Here is a 16,134-nt window from a genome sequence, read left to right on the forward strand (position 1 = left end):
GAACTGACGAAGTCAGTACCCATACCTACGGTAAAGCGAAGCTAACGTGGTTTGAAGAGATTTTAGAAGTGTATTAACTATGTTCTGTGATAAATTTATAAGCTTCTTGACCAGCGATAGCTCCATCTCCAACTGCTGTTGTCACTTGACGAAGGTCTTTCTGGCGAACATCTCCAACTGCAAAGATACCGTCAACTGCAGTTTTCATGTGGTTATCTGTCACAATCCAACCTGCCTGATCTTGGATATTCAATTCTTTAACAAAATCGCTAAGAGGATCCAATCCAACATAGATAAAGACACCACCGAAGGCTTGTTCTGTCACTTGACCTGTTTTCACATTTTCAAAAACGACAGATTCTACTCTGTTTTCACCCTTGATTTCCTTCACTACAGAATCCCAGATAAAGCTGATTTTCTCATTCGCAAAGGCGCGGTCTTGTAAAACCTTTTGGGCACGAAGTTGGTCACGACGGTGAACAATGGTAACAGTCTTAGCAAAACGAGTCAAGAAGAGGGCTTCTTCGACAGCTGAATCTCCGCCACCAACTACCAACAAATCTTGGTCACGGAAGAAAGCACCATCACACACGGCACAGTAAGAAACACCACGACTGTTCAGTTCTTCTTCTCCAGGTACTCCCAAAGGACGGTGTTTAGAGCCAGTCGCTACGATAACGGTACGAGTTTCATATGTTTGGTCATCAGTCATCACTTTCTTAAAATCACCATGGTCTTCGACATTTTCAACATAACCATAAATGTGCTCAACACCAAGATTTTCAAGCGGTTCAAACATCTTTTCTGCCAATTCTGGCCCACTAATATTAGCGTATCCAGGGTAATTTTCAATATCAGATGTATTATTCATCTGACCACCTGGCAGACCACCTTCAATCAAGGCTACTTTCAGATTGCTTCGAGCAGCATACAAGGCTGCAGTCATACCTGCAGGTCCAGCACCGATAATAATAGTATCGTACATATAGTTTCCTTCTTTCTTGTTGTAACTATCTTTATTCTAACTCTTTCTTGTCAATCACGCAAGGATTATGCCTTGAAAACAAGAATTAAACTCATAACCGCAAAGGATAATACTGGAACAACCAAAACACCAATCATAATCATATCATAGAGATGGGCTTGGCGAGCCTTGGCTGTCTTATCAACTCCCGACATGGCTCTCAGTCCAATCCAAATCCCTAAAAAAATCAGGACGAGGATGGTGGTCAAGATCAAACTCTCGAAATATAAAGAAAATAGTTGCAGTAGCATGATTTCTCTCATTTCTATCTTTTTTAAAGAGTAAACTCAGCTAGTCCAGCTAACTGAGTTTTTCTTTATCTATTATATCAAATATAAGTCCGTTTGTAACTAGCGAAGAATTCTTTTGTTCGCTCTTCTTTAGGATGGTGGATAATCTCATCCGGTGTTCCAGACTCAATGATTTTCCCCTTATCTAAGAAGAGAATCTTATCCGCAACTTGAGCTACAAAGGACATGTCATGACTAACCAAAATCATGGTCTGACCTGACTTAGCAGCATCTGCGATAGATTTTTCTACTTCTCCGACCAATTCTGGGTCAAGGGCTGAAGTTGGTTCGTCTAACAGCAATACATCTGGTTTCATGGCAAGGGCACGCGCTAAGGCAACCCGTTGCTTTTGTCCACCTGATAAATGTCGAGGGTAATGGTTTTCACGGTCAGAAAGCCCAACCTTAGCCAACTCTTCCTTGGCAATCTTAGTCGCTTCTTGATCAGATAATTTCTTGACAACAACTAAGCCTTCTTTCACATTATCAAGTGCTGTACGTCGTTCAAACAAATTAAACTGTTGGAAAACCATGGACAGCTTGCGGCGTAGGGCCAGGATTTCTTCCTGAGTGATTTTAGAAAAATCAACTGAGAAATCATCAATCTGAATTGATCCACTGTCAGGTGTTTCAAGATAATTGAGACTACGAAGGAAGGTTGATTTTCCAGCTCCTGAAGAACCAATCAAGGCTACTACTTCCCCTTTTTGAATATCCAAGTTCAGATGATCCAAGACAGTCTGTCCTGAAAAGGATTTGCTTAAATTCGAAATCTTAATCATTAACGAAGGTCTCCTTTCACATCTGTTTGCACTGTATCGGGTGCAGAAATAGCCATTTTTCTCTCGATGAAACGACCGAGGCTTTCAATTCCGATATTGACTACCCAATAAACAAGGGCAACGGAAATAAAGCGTTCAAAATAGCGGTAATCAGCTCCGCCTAGAATCTGAGCTTGGGCAAAGACTTCCACAACACCCGCACTGAAGGCTAGAGAAGTCCCTTTGGTCAAGCCGATTAGGGAATTGATTAAAGTTGGAGTCGCCACAACGGCTGCATTTGGAATAATCACGCGACGATAAACTTGTGCTCGGGTCATCCCCAGACTGCGTGCCGCCTCAATCTCACCAGGATTGACTGAGAGAATGGCTGCACGAATGGTTTCACTAGCATAAGCTGCTTCATTAAAGGCAAAGGCGACAATTGCAAAAGCAGCGGCTGGAATCGCATTGATATTGAAACCAGTTCCCCATTGCTGATTGAGAGCTTTCAAAGCCAAAGGAATTCCGTAGTAGGTCAACATGAGTTGCACCAAAATCGGTGTCCCTTTTAAGAAGCTAACAAAGAAGGCCTGCAAGGGGTATAAAATTTTGACACGATTGATCTTCACAATGGCAAAAAGAAGCGCCAAAACCAAGCCAAAAAGAGCACCACCAATGGTCAACATAATCGTTATTGGAAGTTGTTGGACAATTCTCGGGATTCCATCAAAGACCGAACGCAAGCTAAAAAGCTTGCCATCCGGAATCAATTGCATCAAGTTTTGGTACCAATCTGATGCTAAAATCGTTGTAACATTCATAAAAACATCCTCTCCTGATAATGATTCATTCTACCATACTTCTGCCGTCAATGAAATTATTTGCTACGGTCAGATACAGACTTTGTCTACCTACTAGTTTATCATACTTTGAAACAGGGAGGTTATATATTTTATCTATCAAAGAGATAGATAAAAACTATTTCAATCCCAATTCTTCATAAGGTTTTCGATAACCGATTTGCTTAACAGTTCCATTTTCTACTAAAATGGGCCGTTTTAACAACATACCGTCGCTTGCTAGCAACTCAGCTGCTTCTTGGTTTGACAGACTTCCTACCTTATCTTTCAGTCCTAATTCACGGTATTTGATTCCACTGGTGTTGAAAAATTGCTTCAACTCGAAACCTGAGGTCTCTAGCCAGTTTAAAATGACTTCTTGACCAGGTGTTTCTTCCACGATGTGAACAGCTTTATAGTCTACACCGAGTTGGTTTAATTCTTGTTTTGCTTTTTTACAAGTTGAACATTTTGGGTATTCGATAAATTCTAACATGTGTTTCACTTTCTATTGTTTATATCTTTAAAATCTGCGTCTTCATGCTCCAAGAGCCAAGCTTTCTTTTCCACTCCTGCAGCATAACCTGTCAGACGCTTGCATGCTCCCAGCACACGATGACAAGGTACTAGGATAGACCAAGGATTGCGTCCTACCGCTCCGCCAATTGCTTGAGCAGAAGCCACTTGCAGATCTTGGGCTATTTGTCCATAGGTCACTGTCTGACCATAAGGAATTCTCTGTAAATAGGACCAAACTCGCTTTTCAAAATCCGTTCCGATTGGAGCCAAGGGCAAGTTGGATAAATCCTGAGACTTACCTTTAAAGTAAGCATCTAAGCAAGTAATAACTGGGTCTAAAATGGGATGACTAACAACTGCTTCTATCGTCTCATCTCCTAGTCCCCTCTCAAAATGCTTCTGCTCCTGCACCCAAATGCCATACAGATATTGCTCGTCAGCAACCAAAGACAAGGTTCCTATTGGCGAAAAGTAGAGCATTTTTACGTACTTCTTTTGCATTATTTCTTCAATTTTTGATAGGCCAAGCGTTCGCCATCAACAGGCACTTTACCAACCTGTTTAAAACCAAGTTTTTCAAAAATATGCTGCATGACCTTGTTTGCAACATGCGTATCTGAGCGAAAATCTAGGTAATCAAATCCTTCAATCAAGCCTTCTAGGAAAGTCTGAGCAACGCCCTGTCCCTGCACATCTGCTGCCACAGCAATACGGTGAAAGACTAGGTACTCTGACTCTCCAGATTGCCATTTTCCTTCATAAATGGCTTCATAGGTTGCCTCTGGACTCTTGGTCACGGCTGCATAAGCTAGTAATTCTCCCTCTTCCAAGGCTACGTAGGCTTGACCTGAGATAATATCCTCAGTAATAATATCAGCATTTGGATAACCATTTTGCCACTGGTCACTACCAACATCTGCTAAACATTTTTTAGCATCTTCCATCACCTGCATGATGGCATCTACTTCATTTGGAAAAGCTAAACGAATCTCCATCTTTTCTCCTCATTTCTGACTAGTTTCTCCCATCATAGCATAATTTAAGTCTTTCTACAAGCAGTTAAAACTTGACTTTCTATTTCTATTATTTTATAATCTAGTTATTAAAACTAGATAAAAAGGAGTTGAAAATGAAAACTACCTTTTCCTACCCAAAATGGGCAGAAATCCCAAATATTGACCTCTATCTGGACCAGGTTTTGCTCTATGTCAATCAGGTCTGCTCCCCTATCTCTCCTGATAAAGACAAGGGCCTGACAGCATCCATGGTCAATAATTATGTGAAACATGGTTACCTGACAAAACCTGATAAGAAAAAATACCAACGCCAACAGATTGCCCGTTTGATTGCTATCACAACCCTCAAGTCTGTCTTTTCTATTCAAGAAATAGCTCAGACACTTAATACTCTACAAAGTCAAGCAAGTTCAGACCAACTCTACGATGCTTTTGTGGACTACATGAACCAAGGAATTGACCCAGCTAACCCCATTATCCAAAGTAGCTGCCAAACCGTTAAACTCTATCATCAAACCCTAGCCTTAATCCATCATACTCAAGAGGAGGTAATCCAATGAACACTAGTCTTAAACTCAGCAAACAACTCAGTTTCGGAGAAGAGATTGCTAATAGTGTGACCCATGCCGTAGGTGCAGTCATCATGCTCATCTTACTGCCTATTTCATCAACCTATAGTTATGAGACACACGGATTTTTATCCTCTATCGGCGTTTCCATTTTCGTTATTAGTCTCTTTCTCATGTTCCTATCATCCACCATTTATCACTCTATGGCCTATGGTTCGACCCACAAATATGTCTTGCGAATCATTGACCATTCTATGATTTATGTTGCTATTGCTGGCTCTTATACACCTGTCGTACTGACTTTGATGAATAACTGGTTTGGCTATCTGATTATTGCTATCCAGTGGGGAACGACCATCTTTGGTATTCTCTATAAAATCTTTGCTAAAAAAGTCAATGAGAAATTTAGCCTTGCTCTTTACCTGATTATGGGCTGGTTGGTTCTGGCTATCATTCCTGCCATTATCAGTCAAACAACGCCAATTTTCTGGAGTCTCATGGTAACTGGCGGACTCTGTTATACAGTTGGAGCTGGATTTTACGCCAAGAAAAAACCTTATTTCCACATGATTTGGCATCTCTTTATCCTAGCAGCATCTGCCCTCCAATACATTGCCATTGTTTATTATATGTAAAAAAGTTGAGAATTTTTTCTCAACTTTTTTCTTTACACATATTGATAAAGTACTGGTGCAAGCTTACATCATCAGTCAATTCTGGATGAAAGGAAGTTACCAGCATATTTTTTTCTTGGGCTGCAACGATTTGATTGTCAACTGTTGCTAGAATTTCTACATCTTCTCCAACACTACTGATAATCGGCCCGCGAATAAAGGTCATCGGAATCTTGCCAACTCCCTTACATTCTGCTTCCGTATAGAAACTTCCTAGTTGGCGCCCATAGGCATTGCGCTCGACTACCATATCCATAGTTCCTAGATGACTCTCTTCCTGAGAAGTAATTTCCTTAGCCAGCAAAATTAAACCTGCACAGGTCCCAAACACTGGTAAGCCAGATAGAATGGCTTCTCGAATGGGAATCAGCATGTCCTGCTCACGTAAGAGCTTGCCCATGGTTGTAGATTCTCCACCAGGTAATATCAATCCCGACAAATCACTCTGATGTTTCTGAAAATCATCTAGATTTCTGATTTCAACACTCTCGACACCTAATTGATCTAGCACTTTTGCATGTTCTGCAAAGGCACCTTGCAAGGCCAATATTCCAATTTTCATCTATTTCCCTCGCTCAGCCATGAGAATTTGGATTTCATTTTCATTAATACCCACCATGGCTTCTCCTAGATCTTCAGAGATTTGAGCTAGGATCTGAGGATTTCGGAAATTGGTTACCGCTTTGACAATGGCACTCGCTCGTTTAACAGGATCTCCTGACTTGAAAATACCTGAACCGACAAATACACCTTCTGCCCCTAATTGCATCATCAGCGCGGCATCTGCTGGTGTTGCAACACCTCCAGCAGCAAAGTTTACAACTGGCAATTTTCCATGCTCATGGACGTATTGAACCAATTCTACAGGGACTTGTAAGTCCTTAGCAGCAACATAAAGTTCGTCCTCACGTAGGTTTTGAATACGGCGAATTTCCTGATTCATCATACGCATATGACGAACAGCTTGGACGATATCCCCCGTACCCGGTTCTCCTTTGGTACGAATCATAGAAGCACCTTCAGCGATACGACGCAAGGCTTCGCCCAAATCCTTAGCTCCACAGACAAAAGGAACTTGGAATTCTTTCTTATCCACATGGAAACGGTCGTCAGCTGGAGATAAAACTTCACTCTCATCGATATAGTCAATTTCAATAGCCTCTAAAATCTGAGCTTCAACAAAGTGCCCGATTCTGACCTTGGCCATTACTGGAATGCTAACCGCTTCTTGGATTTCCTTAATCATCTTTGGATCACTCATACGGGAAACCCCACCAGCCGCACGGATATCAGCCGGAATTCGTTCCAAGGCCATCACAGCTGCCGCACCAGCAGCCTCTGCAATACGGGCTTGTTCAGGGTTCTGAACGTCCATGATAACCCCACCCTTGAGCATCTGCGCCAAGTTTTTATTTAGTTCATAACGATTTTCAGTCATTTCTTTATCCTCATCATTTGTATTGGTAGCTACCATTTCATTTTAAGTTAGATTAGAAGGAATCACAAGATAAAAATAATGTAATTGTATGGGTACACATTGATTAAAAAACTATCTGACCTTAACTTAAGGACAGATAGTTCATCAAATTTTATTTTTCAGCTGTAAGTGCAGCCATTGTGATGTAGTTATATGGTTTGTTAAAGTGTGGCAAGAAGAATAGGTCTGTCAATGCCAATTTATCAATTGTTACATGCTCTTGGATAGCAAGTGAGAACATGTGGATTCCCATGCTGATTGCAGAATCGTGTGAAACCATTTGTGCACCAAGAATTTCACGGCTATCTTTGTCAAAGACAATCTTGATGGCAACTTCATGGTTGTCATGCTTCATAAATTCTGGTTTTTGAAGATCGTTAAAGCCTGTTTCAGTTGCGTTGTAACCAGCAGCTTTAGCTTTTTCAAGAGTCAAACCAGTTGAAACCATGTGAAGACCGTAGATTGAGATACCATTTGAACCTTGAACACCAATTCCTTCCAATTCATGTCCACAAGCGTTGTATGCACCAACGATACCAGTACGAACAGCATTTGAAGCAAGAGCGATGTAGCTAGTGTCTTTACGAGCGTTGTCATAAACAGTCGCACAGTCACCTACTGCGTAAACGCCTGGGATAGATGTTTCTTGTTTCTTGTCTACAAGGAAGGCACCGTTACGGAAGAGTTCAATTTTTCCATCAGCAAGGGCTGTGTTTGGACGGAAACCAACTGCAAGGATAACCATATCCACATCGAAAGTTTCTTTATCAGTAATCAAGCGTTCAACTTTACCGTCACCCTCAATTGCTTTAACAGTTTGACCAAGCGCCAAGCGGATGTTGTGGTCTTCCAAGTTCTTCGCCATCATTTGAGTGAAGTCTTTGTCGTAGTATCCGTTCAAGACAGTATCTACGATGTCAACAAGGACAACTTCTTTTCCAAGACGCTCAAAAGCTTCAGCAAGTTCAACACCGATGTATCCACCACCAACAACGGCGATACGGTCAAGGTGTTGGCTCTTGTCAGCCAATTTATGAATCACTTCTTCAGCGTTTTGGTACAATTTAACGAATTGTACATTTTCAAGAGTTGCTTTAAATTCACGGTTTCCTTTAACAATTTCAACACCTTCGATTGGTGGCAAGATTGGTGTAGAACCTGTAGCGAAAATCAATTTATCGTATGATTCTTTGTGCTCTTTCCCTTCAACTTCTGCTGTAACTACTTTGTTATCATAGTCGATTGAAAGAACTGGTGAATTCATGTATACCTTAGCACCTTTAGCTTCCAATTTTTCTTTATCAGAATAGAACAAGCCTTCAGCACCGTCAATTTGTTCACCAATCCAAAGAGCCATTCCACATCCTAGGAAAGAGATGTTAGAGTTCTGGTCAAATACAACGATTTCGTTCTCATTTCCAAAATTATCCAACATAGTATTAATACATGCTGTACCAGCGTGGTTAGCACCAACTACAACGATTTTACTCATAGAAAAATTCCTACCTTCAATTTTAAATTTACCTTTCTAGTATAACATTTACTGTTAGCGTTTACAAGAGTTTAGCTAATTTTCCCGTTTTTTTTGTAAAAAAATGTAAATAATCTGTATTTTATCAGTCTTTCTTACAATTACTCTTTATTTTCTGAGCATATTTCTTGACAAGTTTACAAATTTTATTTGTGAAAACGCTGACTTTATGGTATGCTAGTATCATGAAAAGAAAATGTAAGGGGTTAAATTTAATATAAATTTACTATATTTCAGTCTTCTTTTCATAAAAGAAAGGAGTTGGTAGCTTGCCTCTTAGTTCACATTCCGAACGGCTAATGGGGACTACTATCACTATTTCATTAGTAGATGAGCGAGCCGATAGCTTGATCCAGAAATCCTTTGATTTACTCAGAGAGCTCGAATACCGCTTCAATGCCAATAGCCAAGAATCTGAGTTGATGGAAATCAATCATCAAGCTGGAATAGCCCCCGTCAAGGTTCATCCAGACCTGTTCGAACTGATTTCACTTGGATTAGAGCATAGCCTCGCGCCATCTAGCCATCTCAATATCAGCATTGGTCCCTTGATTCAAACCTGGCGTATCGGTTTTTCAGATGCCAAAGTTGCCCAGCCTCAAGAAATCGAATCAATTCTCCCTTTAATCAATCCTCATTATATCGAGTTAGATTCTTCTACTTCTACTGTGTTTCTAAAACAGAAAGGAATGAAGATAGACCTAGGTTGTTTAGCCAAGGGTTATAGTGCGGATAAAGTTGCTCAATTTCTGAGAAAAGAGGGAGTGACATCTGCCTTGATCAATCTGGGAGGGAATATCCTGACTATTGGAAAAAATCAGGCAAGAGGGGATCAGCCTTGGCGAATTGGGATTCAAGACCCAGCCAATCCGAGGGGAAATCACTTAATGACCATCCCTGTTGTCAATAAATCTGTCGTGACTTCAGGCATTTATGAACGTCACCTGACTGTCGATGGAAAAGATTACCATCATATTTTTGACAGCCAAACAGGTTATCCTGTTGAAACGGAACTAGCGAGTCTAACAATCATCTCTGATAAATCAGTTGATGGTGAAATCTGGACAACTCGTCTATTTGGAGAAAGACCTGCTTCTATCCTCTGGCAAGTCGAAAGTTTGGAGGGCATCGAAGCTATCCTCATCGATAAGGAAGGTCACCTAAGCTGTTCTTCAGGAATTCCTACTCTATAGAAACAAATGTTTCAATGGAGTTTTAAAATTGTATTATGTAAAAAGAGAAAGGAAATCTCATGTTAAAACTTATTGCTATTGTTGGAACAAATTCAAAACGTTCTACAAACCGCCAATTGCTTCAATACATGCAAAAACACTTTGCTGAAAAAGCTGAAATTGAACTTGTTGAAATTAAAGACATTCCTGTCTTCAACAAACCAGCTGACAAGCAAGTACCTGCTGAAATTTTAGAAATTGCTGCTAAAATTGAAGAGGCAGATGGCGTTATTATTGGTACTCCTGAGTATGACCACTCTATCCCAGCTGTTTTGATGAGCGCTCTTGCTTGGTTGTCTTATGGTATCTATCCACTTTTGAACAAACCAATCATGATTACAGGTGCTTCATATGGTACGCTTGGTTCATCACGTGCCCAATTACAACTTCGCCAAATCTTGAATGCCCCAGAAATCAAAGCAAGTGTCCTTCCAGATGAATTCTTGCTTTCACATTCTCTTCAAGCCTTCAATCCAAGTGGAGATCTAGTGGATCTTGATGTTATCAAAAAATTAGATGCCACTTTTGACGACTTCCGTATCTTTGTAAAAATTACAGAAAAATTGCGCAACGCACAAGCCCTACTTCGCAAAGATGCTGAAGACTTTGACTGGGAAAATTTGTAAGATAGGAGACCAAAAAGAATGAAATTTGTTGGACTTGTAGGATCAAACTACGATCAATCATATAACCGTAAACTCTTGGAATTCATCCGTCGTCACTTCAAACTCAAATTTGAATTAGAAGTTCTCGAAATTGATGAAGTTCCAATGTTTAACCAAGACGAAAAATGGGACGAAAGCTTCCAATTGCGTCTCTTGTATAACAGAATTACGCGTGCTGATGGTGTCATTATTGCTACTCCTGAGCACAACCACACAATCTCAGCTTCTCTTAAATCAGTTCTTGAATGGCTTTCATACGAGGTTCATCCATTTGAAAACAAACCAGTCATGATTGTGGGAGCTTCTTACTACGACCAAGGTACTTCTCGTGCCCAAGTTCACCTTCGTAAGATTCTTGACGCTCCAGGTGTCAATGCCTACACTCTTCCAGGAAATGAATTCCTTCTTGGTAAAGCTAAAGAAGCTTTTGATGTTAATGGAAATATCACGAATGAAGGAACTGTTAATTTCCTTGAAACATGCTTGGACAACTTTGTAAAATATGTGGGAGTCGTTTCAAAATTGAAAAAACCAAAACCAATTGAGCCAGAAGATTTATATTGTACAAATTCAATTGCAACTACTATCCAAGGTGTTGATCCAGATGATCCTGAATGGGTAGAAAAAGCTGCTGAACTTGTTGGAGCTGTTTCTGGAGATACTTACGTTAAATTAGACCACGGTATCTTGACAGTTAACCAACTTGACATGTTCTTGAAAGCAATGCCATTTGAATTGACATTTGCAGATGATAATAATCAATTCTTGTACTTTAATAACGCACACCAAGACCCAGATACAATGTTTGGTAAACGTGTCCGTGCTCAATCAGGAAATAGATTAGGAACAGTACACGGTACATTGCCAGATTCTAGAATGAAAAACGTTGAATGGGTTGTCGGCGTATTGCGTAATGGGGACCAAGAATATGTCCGTACAATTGTACCAGGAACACCTGAAGGTGTTATTAATACCCATAATTACCAAGCAATGTACTATCCAGATGGTTCATATGCTGGAATCAATGAAATCATCTTTAATTTCCAACCATGGCTTGACTGGTACCTTAATACAACTGGTCAACGTCTAGTTGGTGGAAATGCTGCAGCTCCTGCTGGCGGACATGGTCACGGCGATGCAGATGCTACATCTGGAGCTTCTGATGCAGGTGATGCTGGAGGCCACGGTGGTGGCGCAGACGCTACATCTGGCGCAAGTAACTAATAATAGTTTTGGGAACCATATTGGTTCCTTTTTTAGCGAAAAAAGACTAGCAGACAAAAACTGCTAGTCTTTTGGTTATTATTTTATCTATCCTTATTAAAAGAAAGAATACTTATTATGAATTTGGATCATCGAGACTACGGCCATGTAAACCTTTTTCACGTTGTACCTGACGTAGTTTCTCTGGTGTAACATCATTTCCTTCTTCATCCACAATTTTTATTCCCTCGATGTGGTGACGAACAGTGCGACGATAACCTTCGATGTACTCCTCACGTAGTTTGGCTTGTTCTACTTTTTCTTCTGGGGTCAAGCCTTCTATTTTTTTCTTTTTGGCAAGCTCGTTGATACGATCAATTTTTTTAGGATCCATGTTTCTCTCCTTTATGATAGGATTTAATCCGTTTAACAGATTTTATTTGGTATTGATTTGGTTAAAACGTGCAAGTTTAGCTGCTTTTTGAGTTAAATGAGACAAGATAGCCAAACGATTTTGACGGACTGCTTCATTTTCAGCCATAACCATGGTATTCTCAAAGAATGCATCAATGACTGGGCTAAGAGCAAAGAGTTGTTTCAATTGCTGACTGGCAGTACCTGATAAAACGAGTGATTCTACTGTTTCTGCCAATGCTTTCTCTTCTTCATTCTCAAAGAGAGCAGGATCAACCGTGTCATTGCCTTCTGCTTTCTCAGCCAAGTTGAAAGCACGTGAGAGGGATTCAACAGATGGTTTAAAGTCTTCTCCCTTGCTTGCTTCTACAAGAGCACTTGCTGCTTCCAACATATCTGCCACAACAAAGTTCGAACTTGCAAGTACTGCTTCCTTAATATCTTTTGGAGTAGAGCCCATCATCTTATCAACACGAGCCTTGATAAAGTCCATAACCTCTGTCTTATTTTCATAAGTCAAGCTGTCAAATTTCAAAGCATAAAGGCTATCAATCAACTCATCCATAGCAATGTGCCAACCAAAGGCATCCAAGATACGAACCACACCTTGGGTCGCACGACGAAGGGCATAAGGGTCATTAGAACCTGATGGAATCAAGCCTACTGAGAAGAAACTCAAAATCGTATCCAATTTGTCTGCAATGGCTAGAATGGCTCCAACCTTGCTCTCTGGAAGTTCTCCTTCAGCTGAAGTAGGCATGTAGTGTTCACGAATAGCAGCTGCCACCGCTGGAGTTTCACCAGCAAGAAGGGCATATTTCTCACCCATAATTCCTTGGAGTTCGTCAAACTCACCAACCATACCTGTCAACAAGTCAAACTTGTAAATGGCTGCTGCACGAGCTAAGTCAATCGTTTCATCCACTGACAAACCAGCTTTTTCTGCCAAAAGTACAGCGATTTGACCCGTACGAATCATGTGTTCACGAAGGGAACCAATCTTCTCATGGAAGGTGACATTGTTTAATTTTTCAACAAGGTCAGAAATAACCAATTTTTGGTCTTCACGCCAGAAGAATTCACCGTCTTCCAAGCGGGCTACTAAGACTTTTTCATTTCCTTTAATGACATTTTCCAAATACTCTGCATTTCCGTTACGAACAGAAATGAAGTTTGGCAAGAGCTTGCCATCTTGATCACGAACAACAAAGTAACGTTGGTGTTCTTTCATCGAAGTTACCAAGACTTCTTCTGGAACCTCAAGGTATTTGGCATCAAAACTTCCCATAAAGGCAGTTGGGTATTCAACCAAGTTCAAGACTTCATTAAGCAAGTCAGCATCAATTTCGATACGTACACCATGCTCAGCTTCGATTGCCTTGATTTGGTCAACAATCATTTGCTCACGTTCACGTGGATCTGCGATTACAAACTGCTTACGAAGGTCTTCTTCATAGCTCAATGCTGACTGAATCTTAGTTTCTTGTCCCAAGAAACGATGACCACGGCTCACACGACCTCCCTTGATATCAAGGAAATCCAAATCAAACTCTTCTTCGTCTAAAAGAACAGTTAAAGTGTGAACAGGACGGATGTATTCAAAGGCATTGTTAGCCCAGTGCATGCTGACAGGGAAAGTCAAGGACTTCAAGACATCTACAACACCAGGAACAATGGCTTCAACTGCTTGACCAATTTCTTCCTTGGTAACATAGACATATTCTTCACCCTTGATTTCACGGAATTCGATATCTTCAACAGTCAATCCTTTTCCACGAACAAATCCTTGAGCTGCTTTGGTGAAGTTTCCATCACTATCCAAGGCAATTTTCTTTGCTGGCCCCTTAAAATCTTCTGTCAAATCAGACTGTTTGTCTGCAAGACCAGTTACACGAACAGCTAAACGACGTGGTGTTGAGAAGGTTTGAATGGCTTCAAAAGACAGGCGGTTTTCCTTAAGGAAGGCTGCCATTTTTTCGCCTAGTTGTTTTTCACTTGGTGTGACAACATAGGCTGGTAATTCTTCAAGACCGAGTTCTACTAATAAGTTTTTTGTCATGTTTTTTCCTTTACATTTTCTTCAATCTTTTTTGATATGCACCTTAGGTACTGGGGACGTCGCTAACTAACTTTGTGAGTCTGTATGGAAATCTAATACTAAATTGATCAAGATTTCCAACAGTCTCATCAAAGTGGATTTAGCTGACTAATTTTTGAACCTAAGGTTTCAAAAATCCCCACATAACAGTACGGCGGTGCATATCCCTCTAGCAAGTCTTCGACTTGCCTCTAACGATTTTAGAGCACAATATTACTCACTATTCTGCGTCTTCTGCTAAGAGTTTAGCTCGTGTTGCTTCATCCAAAAGTGGGTAGCCTAGGCGTTTTCGTTCTGCGACAAAGGTTTTGGCTACGACACGGGCCAAGTTACGGATACGGGCGATATAGCCTGCGCGTTCGGTTACAGATACGGCGCCACGCGCATCAAGCAGGTTAAAGGTGTGTGAACATTTGAGAACATAGTCATAGGCAGGGTGAACCAAACCTTCTTCCAAGGCACGACCAGCTTCTTTTTCAAACTTATCAAAGTTTTCAAGCAACATTTCTTGATCAGAAATTTCAAATGAATATTTTGAGTGCTCATACTCAGGCTGGATGAAGATTTCTCCGTATTTTACACCATCAGCCCACTCGATATCATAGACAGAGTCTACTTCTTGAATGTAAGAAGCCAAACGCTCCAAACCATAAGTAACTTCTGCAGTCACAGGGCCAGTTGCCAATCCACCGACTTGTTGGAAATAAGTGAACTGAGTAATTTCCATCCCATCAAGCCAAACTTCCCAACCAAGACCAGCTGAACCAGTTGATGGGTTTTCCCAGTTATCCTCAACAAAACGGATGTCGTGCTCCAAAGGATTGATTCCCAATTTTTCCAAAGACTCAAGGTAAAGTTCTTGGATGTTTGATGGAGATGGCTTCATGACCACCTGGAATTGGTGGTGTTGGTAGAGACGGTTAGGATTTTCTCCGTAACGACCGTCAGCAGGACGACGTGATGGCTCTACATAAGCTGCATTCCATGGCTCAGGTCCGATAGCACGAAGGAAAGTGTAAGGACTCATTGTCCCCGCACCTTTCTCATTATCATAAGCCTGCATAAGCATACAACCTTGGTCATTCCAAAATTGTTGCAAAGTCAAAATAATTTCTTGAAATGTTAATTTCTTAGACATTGTTTACTCCTTTTTATATAAATTACTTGCGACACGAGTCTGCCTCGTCGATCATACGAGGCAAGACGAGTTAGTACTGCGTCTAGCTCAGGCACTCTAGTGCCGAGCGTGGGGCAGTCCGACTATAAGGAGGTTTCTGCCACTGACGCAGTGGAAAGTCAATTTTTTAGACATTGTTTACTCCTTTAATTTATATTATCTTCTTAGATTTATTTTTCAAGCAACCAAGAAAAAGCTGGGTCCTGAAAAATATGACGTTTAGGAACAGTTTGTAAATTCTGATCGCATTCATCTATTGTACCTAATTTCAAAGCACAGACTTCTGGTATATTTTCTTGAACAGTGAAAATTTGACTATGACAGTTCTGGCAGTAATAACGCTGTTTTCCTGGAGAAGAACTATAAGAAACAAGCTTTTCTTTTCCATGCAATACTAGCTTTTCACTGCTAACTTTGGCATTAACTGTATAGGCAGACGCAGTTGCTTTCCGACAAAATGAGCAATGACAAAAAACTAATTCCGATAATTCCTCATCTAGAGTGTAGGTCACTGCTTTACATAAACAAGATCCTTTAAGCATTATGCTCCTTTCTACTTAGGCATTAGACGAATTCAAAAAGAACCGAATTTCAACACCCAAGCCTTGCGACTAGGGGCGTCAGAAACGCGGTTCCACCCTAATT

The 16,134-nt window shown here is 40.7% G+C and carries 19 protein-coding genes; 5 read left to right on the top strand and 14 right to left on the bottom strand.

Translation table 11 applies throughout. The annotated features are described in order from the left end of the window. Nucleotides 1-73: 73 nt before the first annotated feature. The 7 genes from trxB to OCF96_RS02865 form a co-directional block, all read right to left on the bottom strand. Nucleotides 74-985 (bottom strand): thioredoxin-disulfide reductase, encoded by a 912-nt coding sequence (trxB, locus tag OCF96_RS02835; protein WP_000272299.1) that lies wholly within the window; start codon nt 983-985, stop codon nt 74-76. A gap of 65 nt (nt 986-1,050) precedes the next feature. Beyond that, complete coding sequence (locus tag OCF96_RS02840; protein WP_000926599.1) at nt 1,051-1,275, bottom strand: DUF4059 family protein; 225 nt, start codon at nt 1,273-1,275, stop codon at nt 1,051-1,053. Between the two features lie 77 nt (nt 1,276-1,352). Further along, nucleotides 1,353-2,096, bottom strand: coding sequence for an amino acid ABC transporter ATP-binding protein (locus OCF96_RS02845; protein ID WP_000590982.1), 744 nt, complete (start codon nt 2,094-2,096; stop codon nt 1,353-1,355). Next, a complete protein-coding gene (locus OCF96_RS02850; protein WP_001103445.1) occupies nt 2,096-2,896 on the bottom strand; it encodes an amino acid ABC transporter permease in 801 nt (266 codons plus the stop codon). Before OCF96_RS02850 ends, OCF96_RS02845 begins: the two co-directional genes overlap by 1 nt. Nucleotides 2,897-3,053: 157 nt before the next feature. Then, nucleotides 3,054-3,410, bottom strand: coding sequence for an arsenate reductase family protein (locus OCF96_RS02855; RefSeq protein WP_020901892.1), 357 nt, complete (start codon nt 3,408-3,410; stop codon nt 3,054-3,056). Nucleotides 3,411-3,415: 5 nt separating this feature from the next. Further along, complete coding sequence (locus OCF96_RS02860; protein ID WP_020901893.1) at nt 3,416-3,934, bottom strand: methylated-DNA--[protein]-cysteine S-methyltransferase; 519 nt, start codon at nt 3,932-3,934, stop codon at nt 3,416-3,418. Next, entirely contained in the window at nt 3,934-4,428 is a 495-nt protein-coding gene (locus OCF96_RS02865; protein ID WP_261446107.1) for a GNAT family N-acetyltransferase, read from the bottom strand. The genes OCF96_RS02860 and OCF96_RS02865 overlap by 1 nt, the downstream gene beginning before the upstream one ends. A 134-nt stretch (nt 4,429-4,562) precedes the next feature. On the opposite strand from OCF96_RS02865, the gene OCF96_RS02870 reads away from it, so the two are divergent. Together OCF96_RS02870 and trhA are read left to right on the top strand one after the other, a co-directional pair. Next, nucleotides 4,563-5,009, top strand: a complete 447-nt coding sequence (locus OCF96_RS02870; protein WP_261446109.1) for a DUF1836 domain-containing protein — start codon at nt 4,563-4,565, stop codon at nt 5,007-5,009. Further along, on the top strand, nt 5,006-5,653 hold the full coding sequence (trhA, locus tag OCF96_RS02875; protein WP_001098000.1) for a PAQR family membrane homeostasis protein TrhA: 648 nt from the start codon (nt 5,006-5,008) through the stop codon (nt 5,651-5,653). The genes OCF96_RS02870 and trhA overlap by 4 nt, the downstream gene beginning before the upstream one ends. A gap of 19 nt (nt 5,654-5,672) precedes the next feature. On the opposite strand, the gene pdxT is transcribed toward trhA, so the two are convergent. The 3 genes from pdxT to nox form a co-directional block, all read right to left on the bottom strand. Beyond that, entirely contained in the window at nt 5,673-6,254 is a 582-nt protein-coding gene (gene pdxT / locus OCF96_RS02880) for a pyridoxal 5'-phosphate synthase glutaminase subunit PdxT (RefSeq protein WP_023948274.1), read from the bottom strand. Beyond that, nucleotides 6,255-7,130 carry a pyridoxal 5'-phosphate synthase lyase subunit PdxS gene (pdxS, locus tag OCF96_RS02885; protein WP_000138517.1) on the bottom strand — a complete coding sequence of 292 codons (876 nt, stop codon included), beginning with the start codon at nt 7,128-7,130 and terminating at the stop codon, nt 6,255-6,257. It lies immediately after the preceding gene. Between the two features lie 151 nt (nt 7,131-7,281). Further along, nucleotides 7,282-8,661 (bottom strand): H2O-forming NADH oxidase, encoded by a 1,380-nt coding sequence (gene nox / locus OCF96_RS02890; protein WP_143951900.1) that lies wholly within the window; start codon nt 8,659-8,661, stop codon nt 7,282-7,284. Between the two features lie 308 nt (nt 8,662-8,969). Between nox and OCF96_RS02895 the strand changes: the two genes are divergently transcribed. From OCF96_RS02895 to OCF96_RS02905, 3 genes are read left to right on the top strand one after another with little or no spacing between them, the layout of a single operon-like run. Then, nucleotides 8,970-9,893 carry an FAD:protein FMN transferase gene (locus tag OCF96_RS02895; RefSeq protein ID WP_070527952.1) on the top strand — a complete coding sequence of 308 codons (924 nt, stop codon included), beginning with the start codon at nt 8,970-8,972 and terminating at the stop codon, nt 9,891-9,893. A gap of 59 nt (nt 9,894-9,952) precedes the next feature. Continuing rightward, nucleotides 9,953-10,558, top strand: a complete 606-nt coding sequence (locus OCF96_RS02900; RefSeq protein WP_000915951.1) for an NADPH-dependent FMN reductase — start codon at nt 9,953-9,955, stop codon at nt 10,556-10,558. 18 nt (nt 10,559-10,576) lie between these two features. Further along, on the top strand, nt 10,577-11,821 hold the full coding sequence (locus OCF96_RS02905) for an NAD(P)H-dependent oxidoreductase (protein WP_020903506.1): 1,245 nt from the start codon (nt 10,577-10,579) through the stop codon (nt 11,819-11,821). 115 nt (nt 11,822-11,936) lie between these two features. On the opposite strand, the gene OCF96_RS02910 is transcribed toward OCF96_RS02905, so the two are convergent. The 4 genes from OCF96_RS02910 to OCF96_RS02925 all read right to left on the bottom strand — a co-directional run bounded on the left by OCF96_RS02910 (nt 11,937) and on the right by OCF96_RS02925 (nt 16,031). Further along, nucleotides 11,937-12,194, bottom strand: a complete 258-nt coding sequence (locus OCF96_RS02910) for a DUF896 family protein (protein ID WP_020903505.1) — start codon at nt 12,192-12,194, stop codon at nt 11,937-11,939. A 42-nt stretch (nt 12,195-12,236) separates the two neighbouring features. Then, nucleotides 12,237-14,273, bottom strand: coding sequence for a glycine--tRNA ligase subunit beta (gene glyS / locus OCF96_RS02915; RefSeq protein WP_261446126.1), 2,037 nt, complete (start codon nt 14,271-14,273; stop codon nt 12,237-12,239). A 259-nt stretch (nt 14,274-14,532) separates the two neighbouring features. Further along, nucleotides 14,533-15,450 (bottom strand): glycine--tRNA ligase subunit alpha, encoded by a 918-nt coding sequence (gene glyQ / locus OCF96_RS02920; protein ID WP_000038733.1) that lies wholly within the window; start codon nt 15,448-15,450, stop codon nt 14,533-14,535. Nucleotides 15,451-15,659: 209 nt separating this feature from the next. Then, on the bottom strand, nt 15,660-16,031 hold the full coding sequence (locus OCF96_RS02925) for a GFA family protein (protein ID WP_084865263.1): 372 nt from the start codon (nt 16,029-16,031) through the stop codon (nt 15,660-15,662). Nucleotides 16,032-16,134 lie beyond the last annotated feature (103 nt).

It is taken from the genome of Streptococcus mitis (assembly GCF_946190065.1).
Lineage (GTDB): Bacteria > Bacillota > Bacilli > Lactobacillales > Streptococcaceae > Streptococcus > Streptococcus mitis_DE.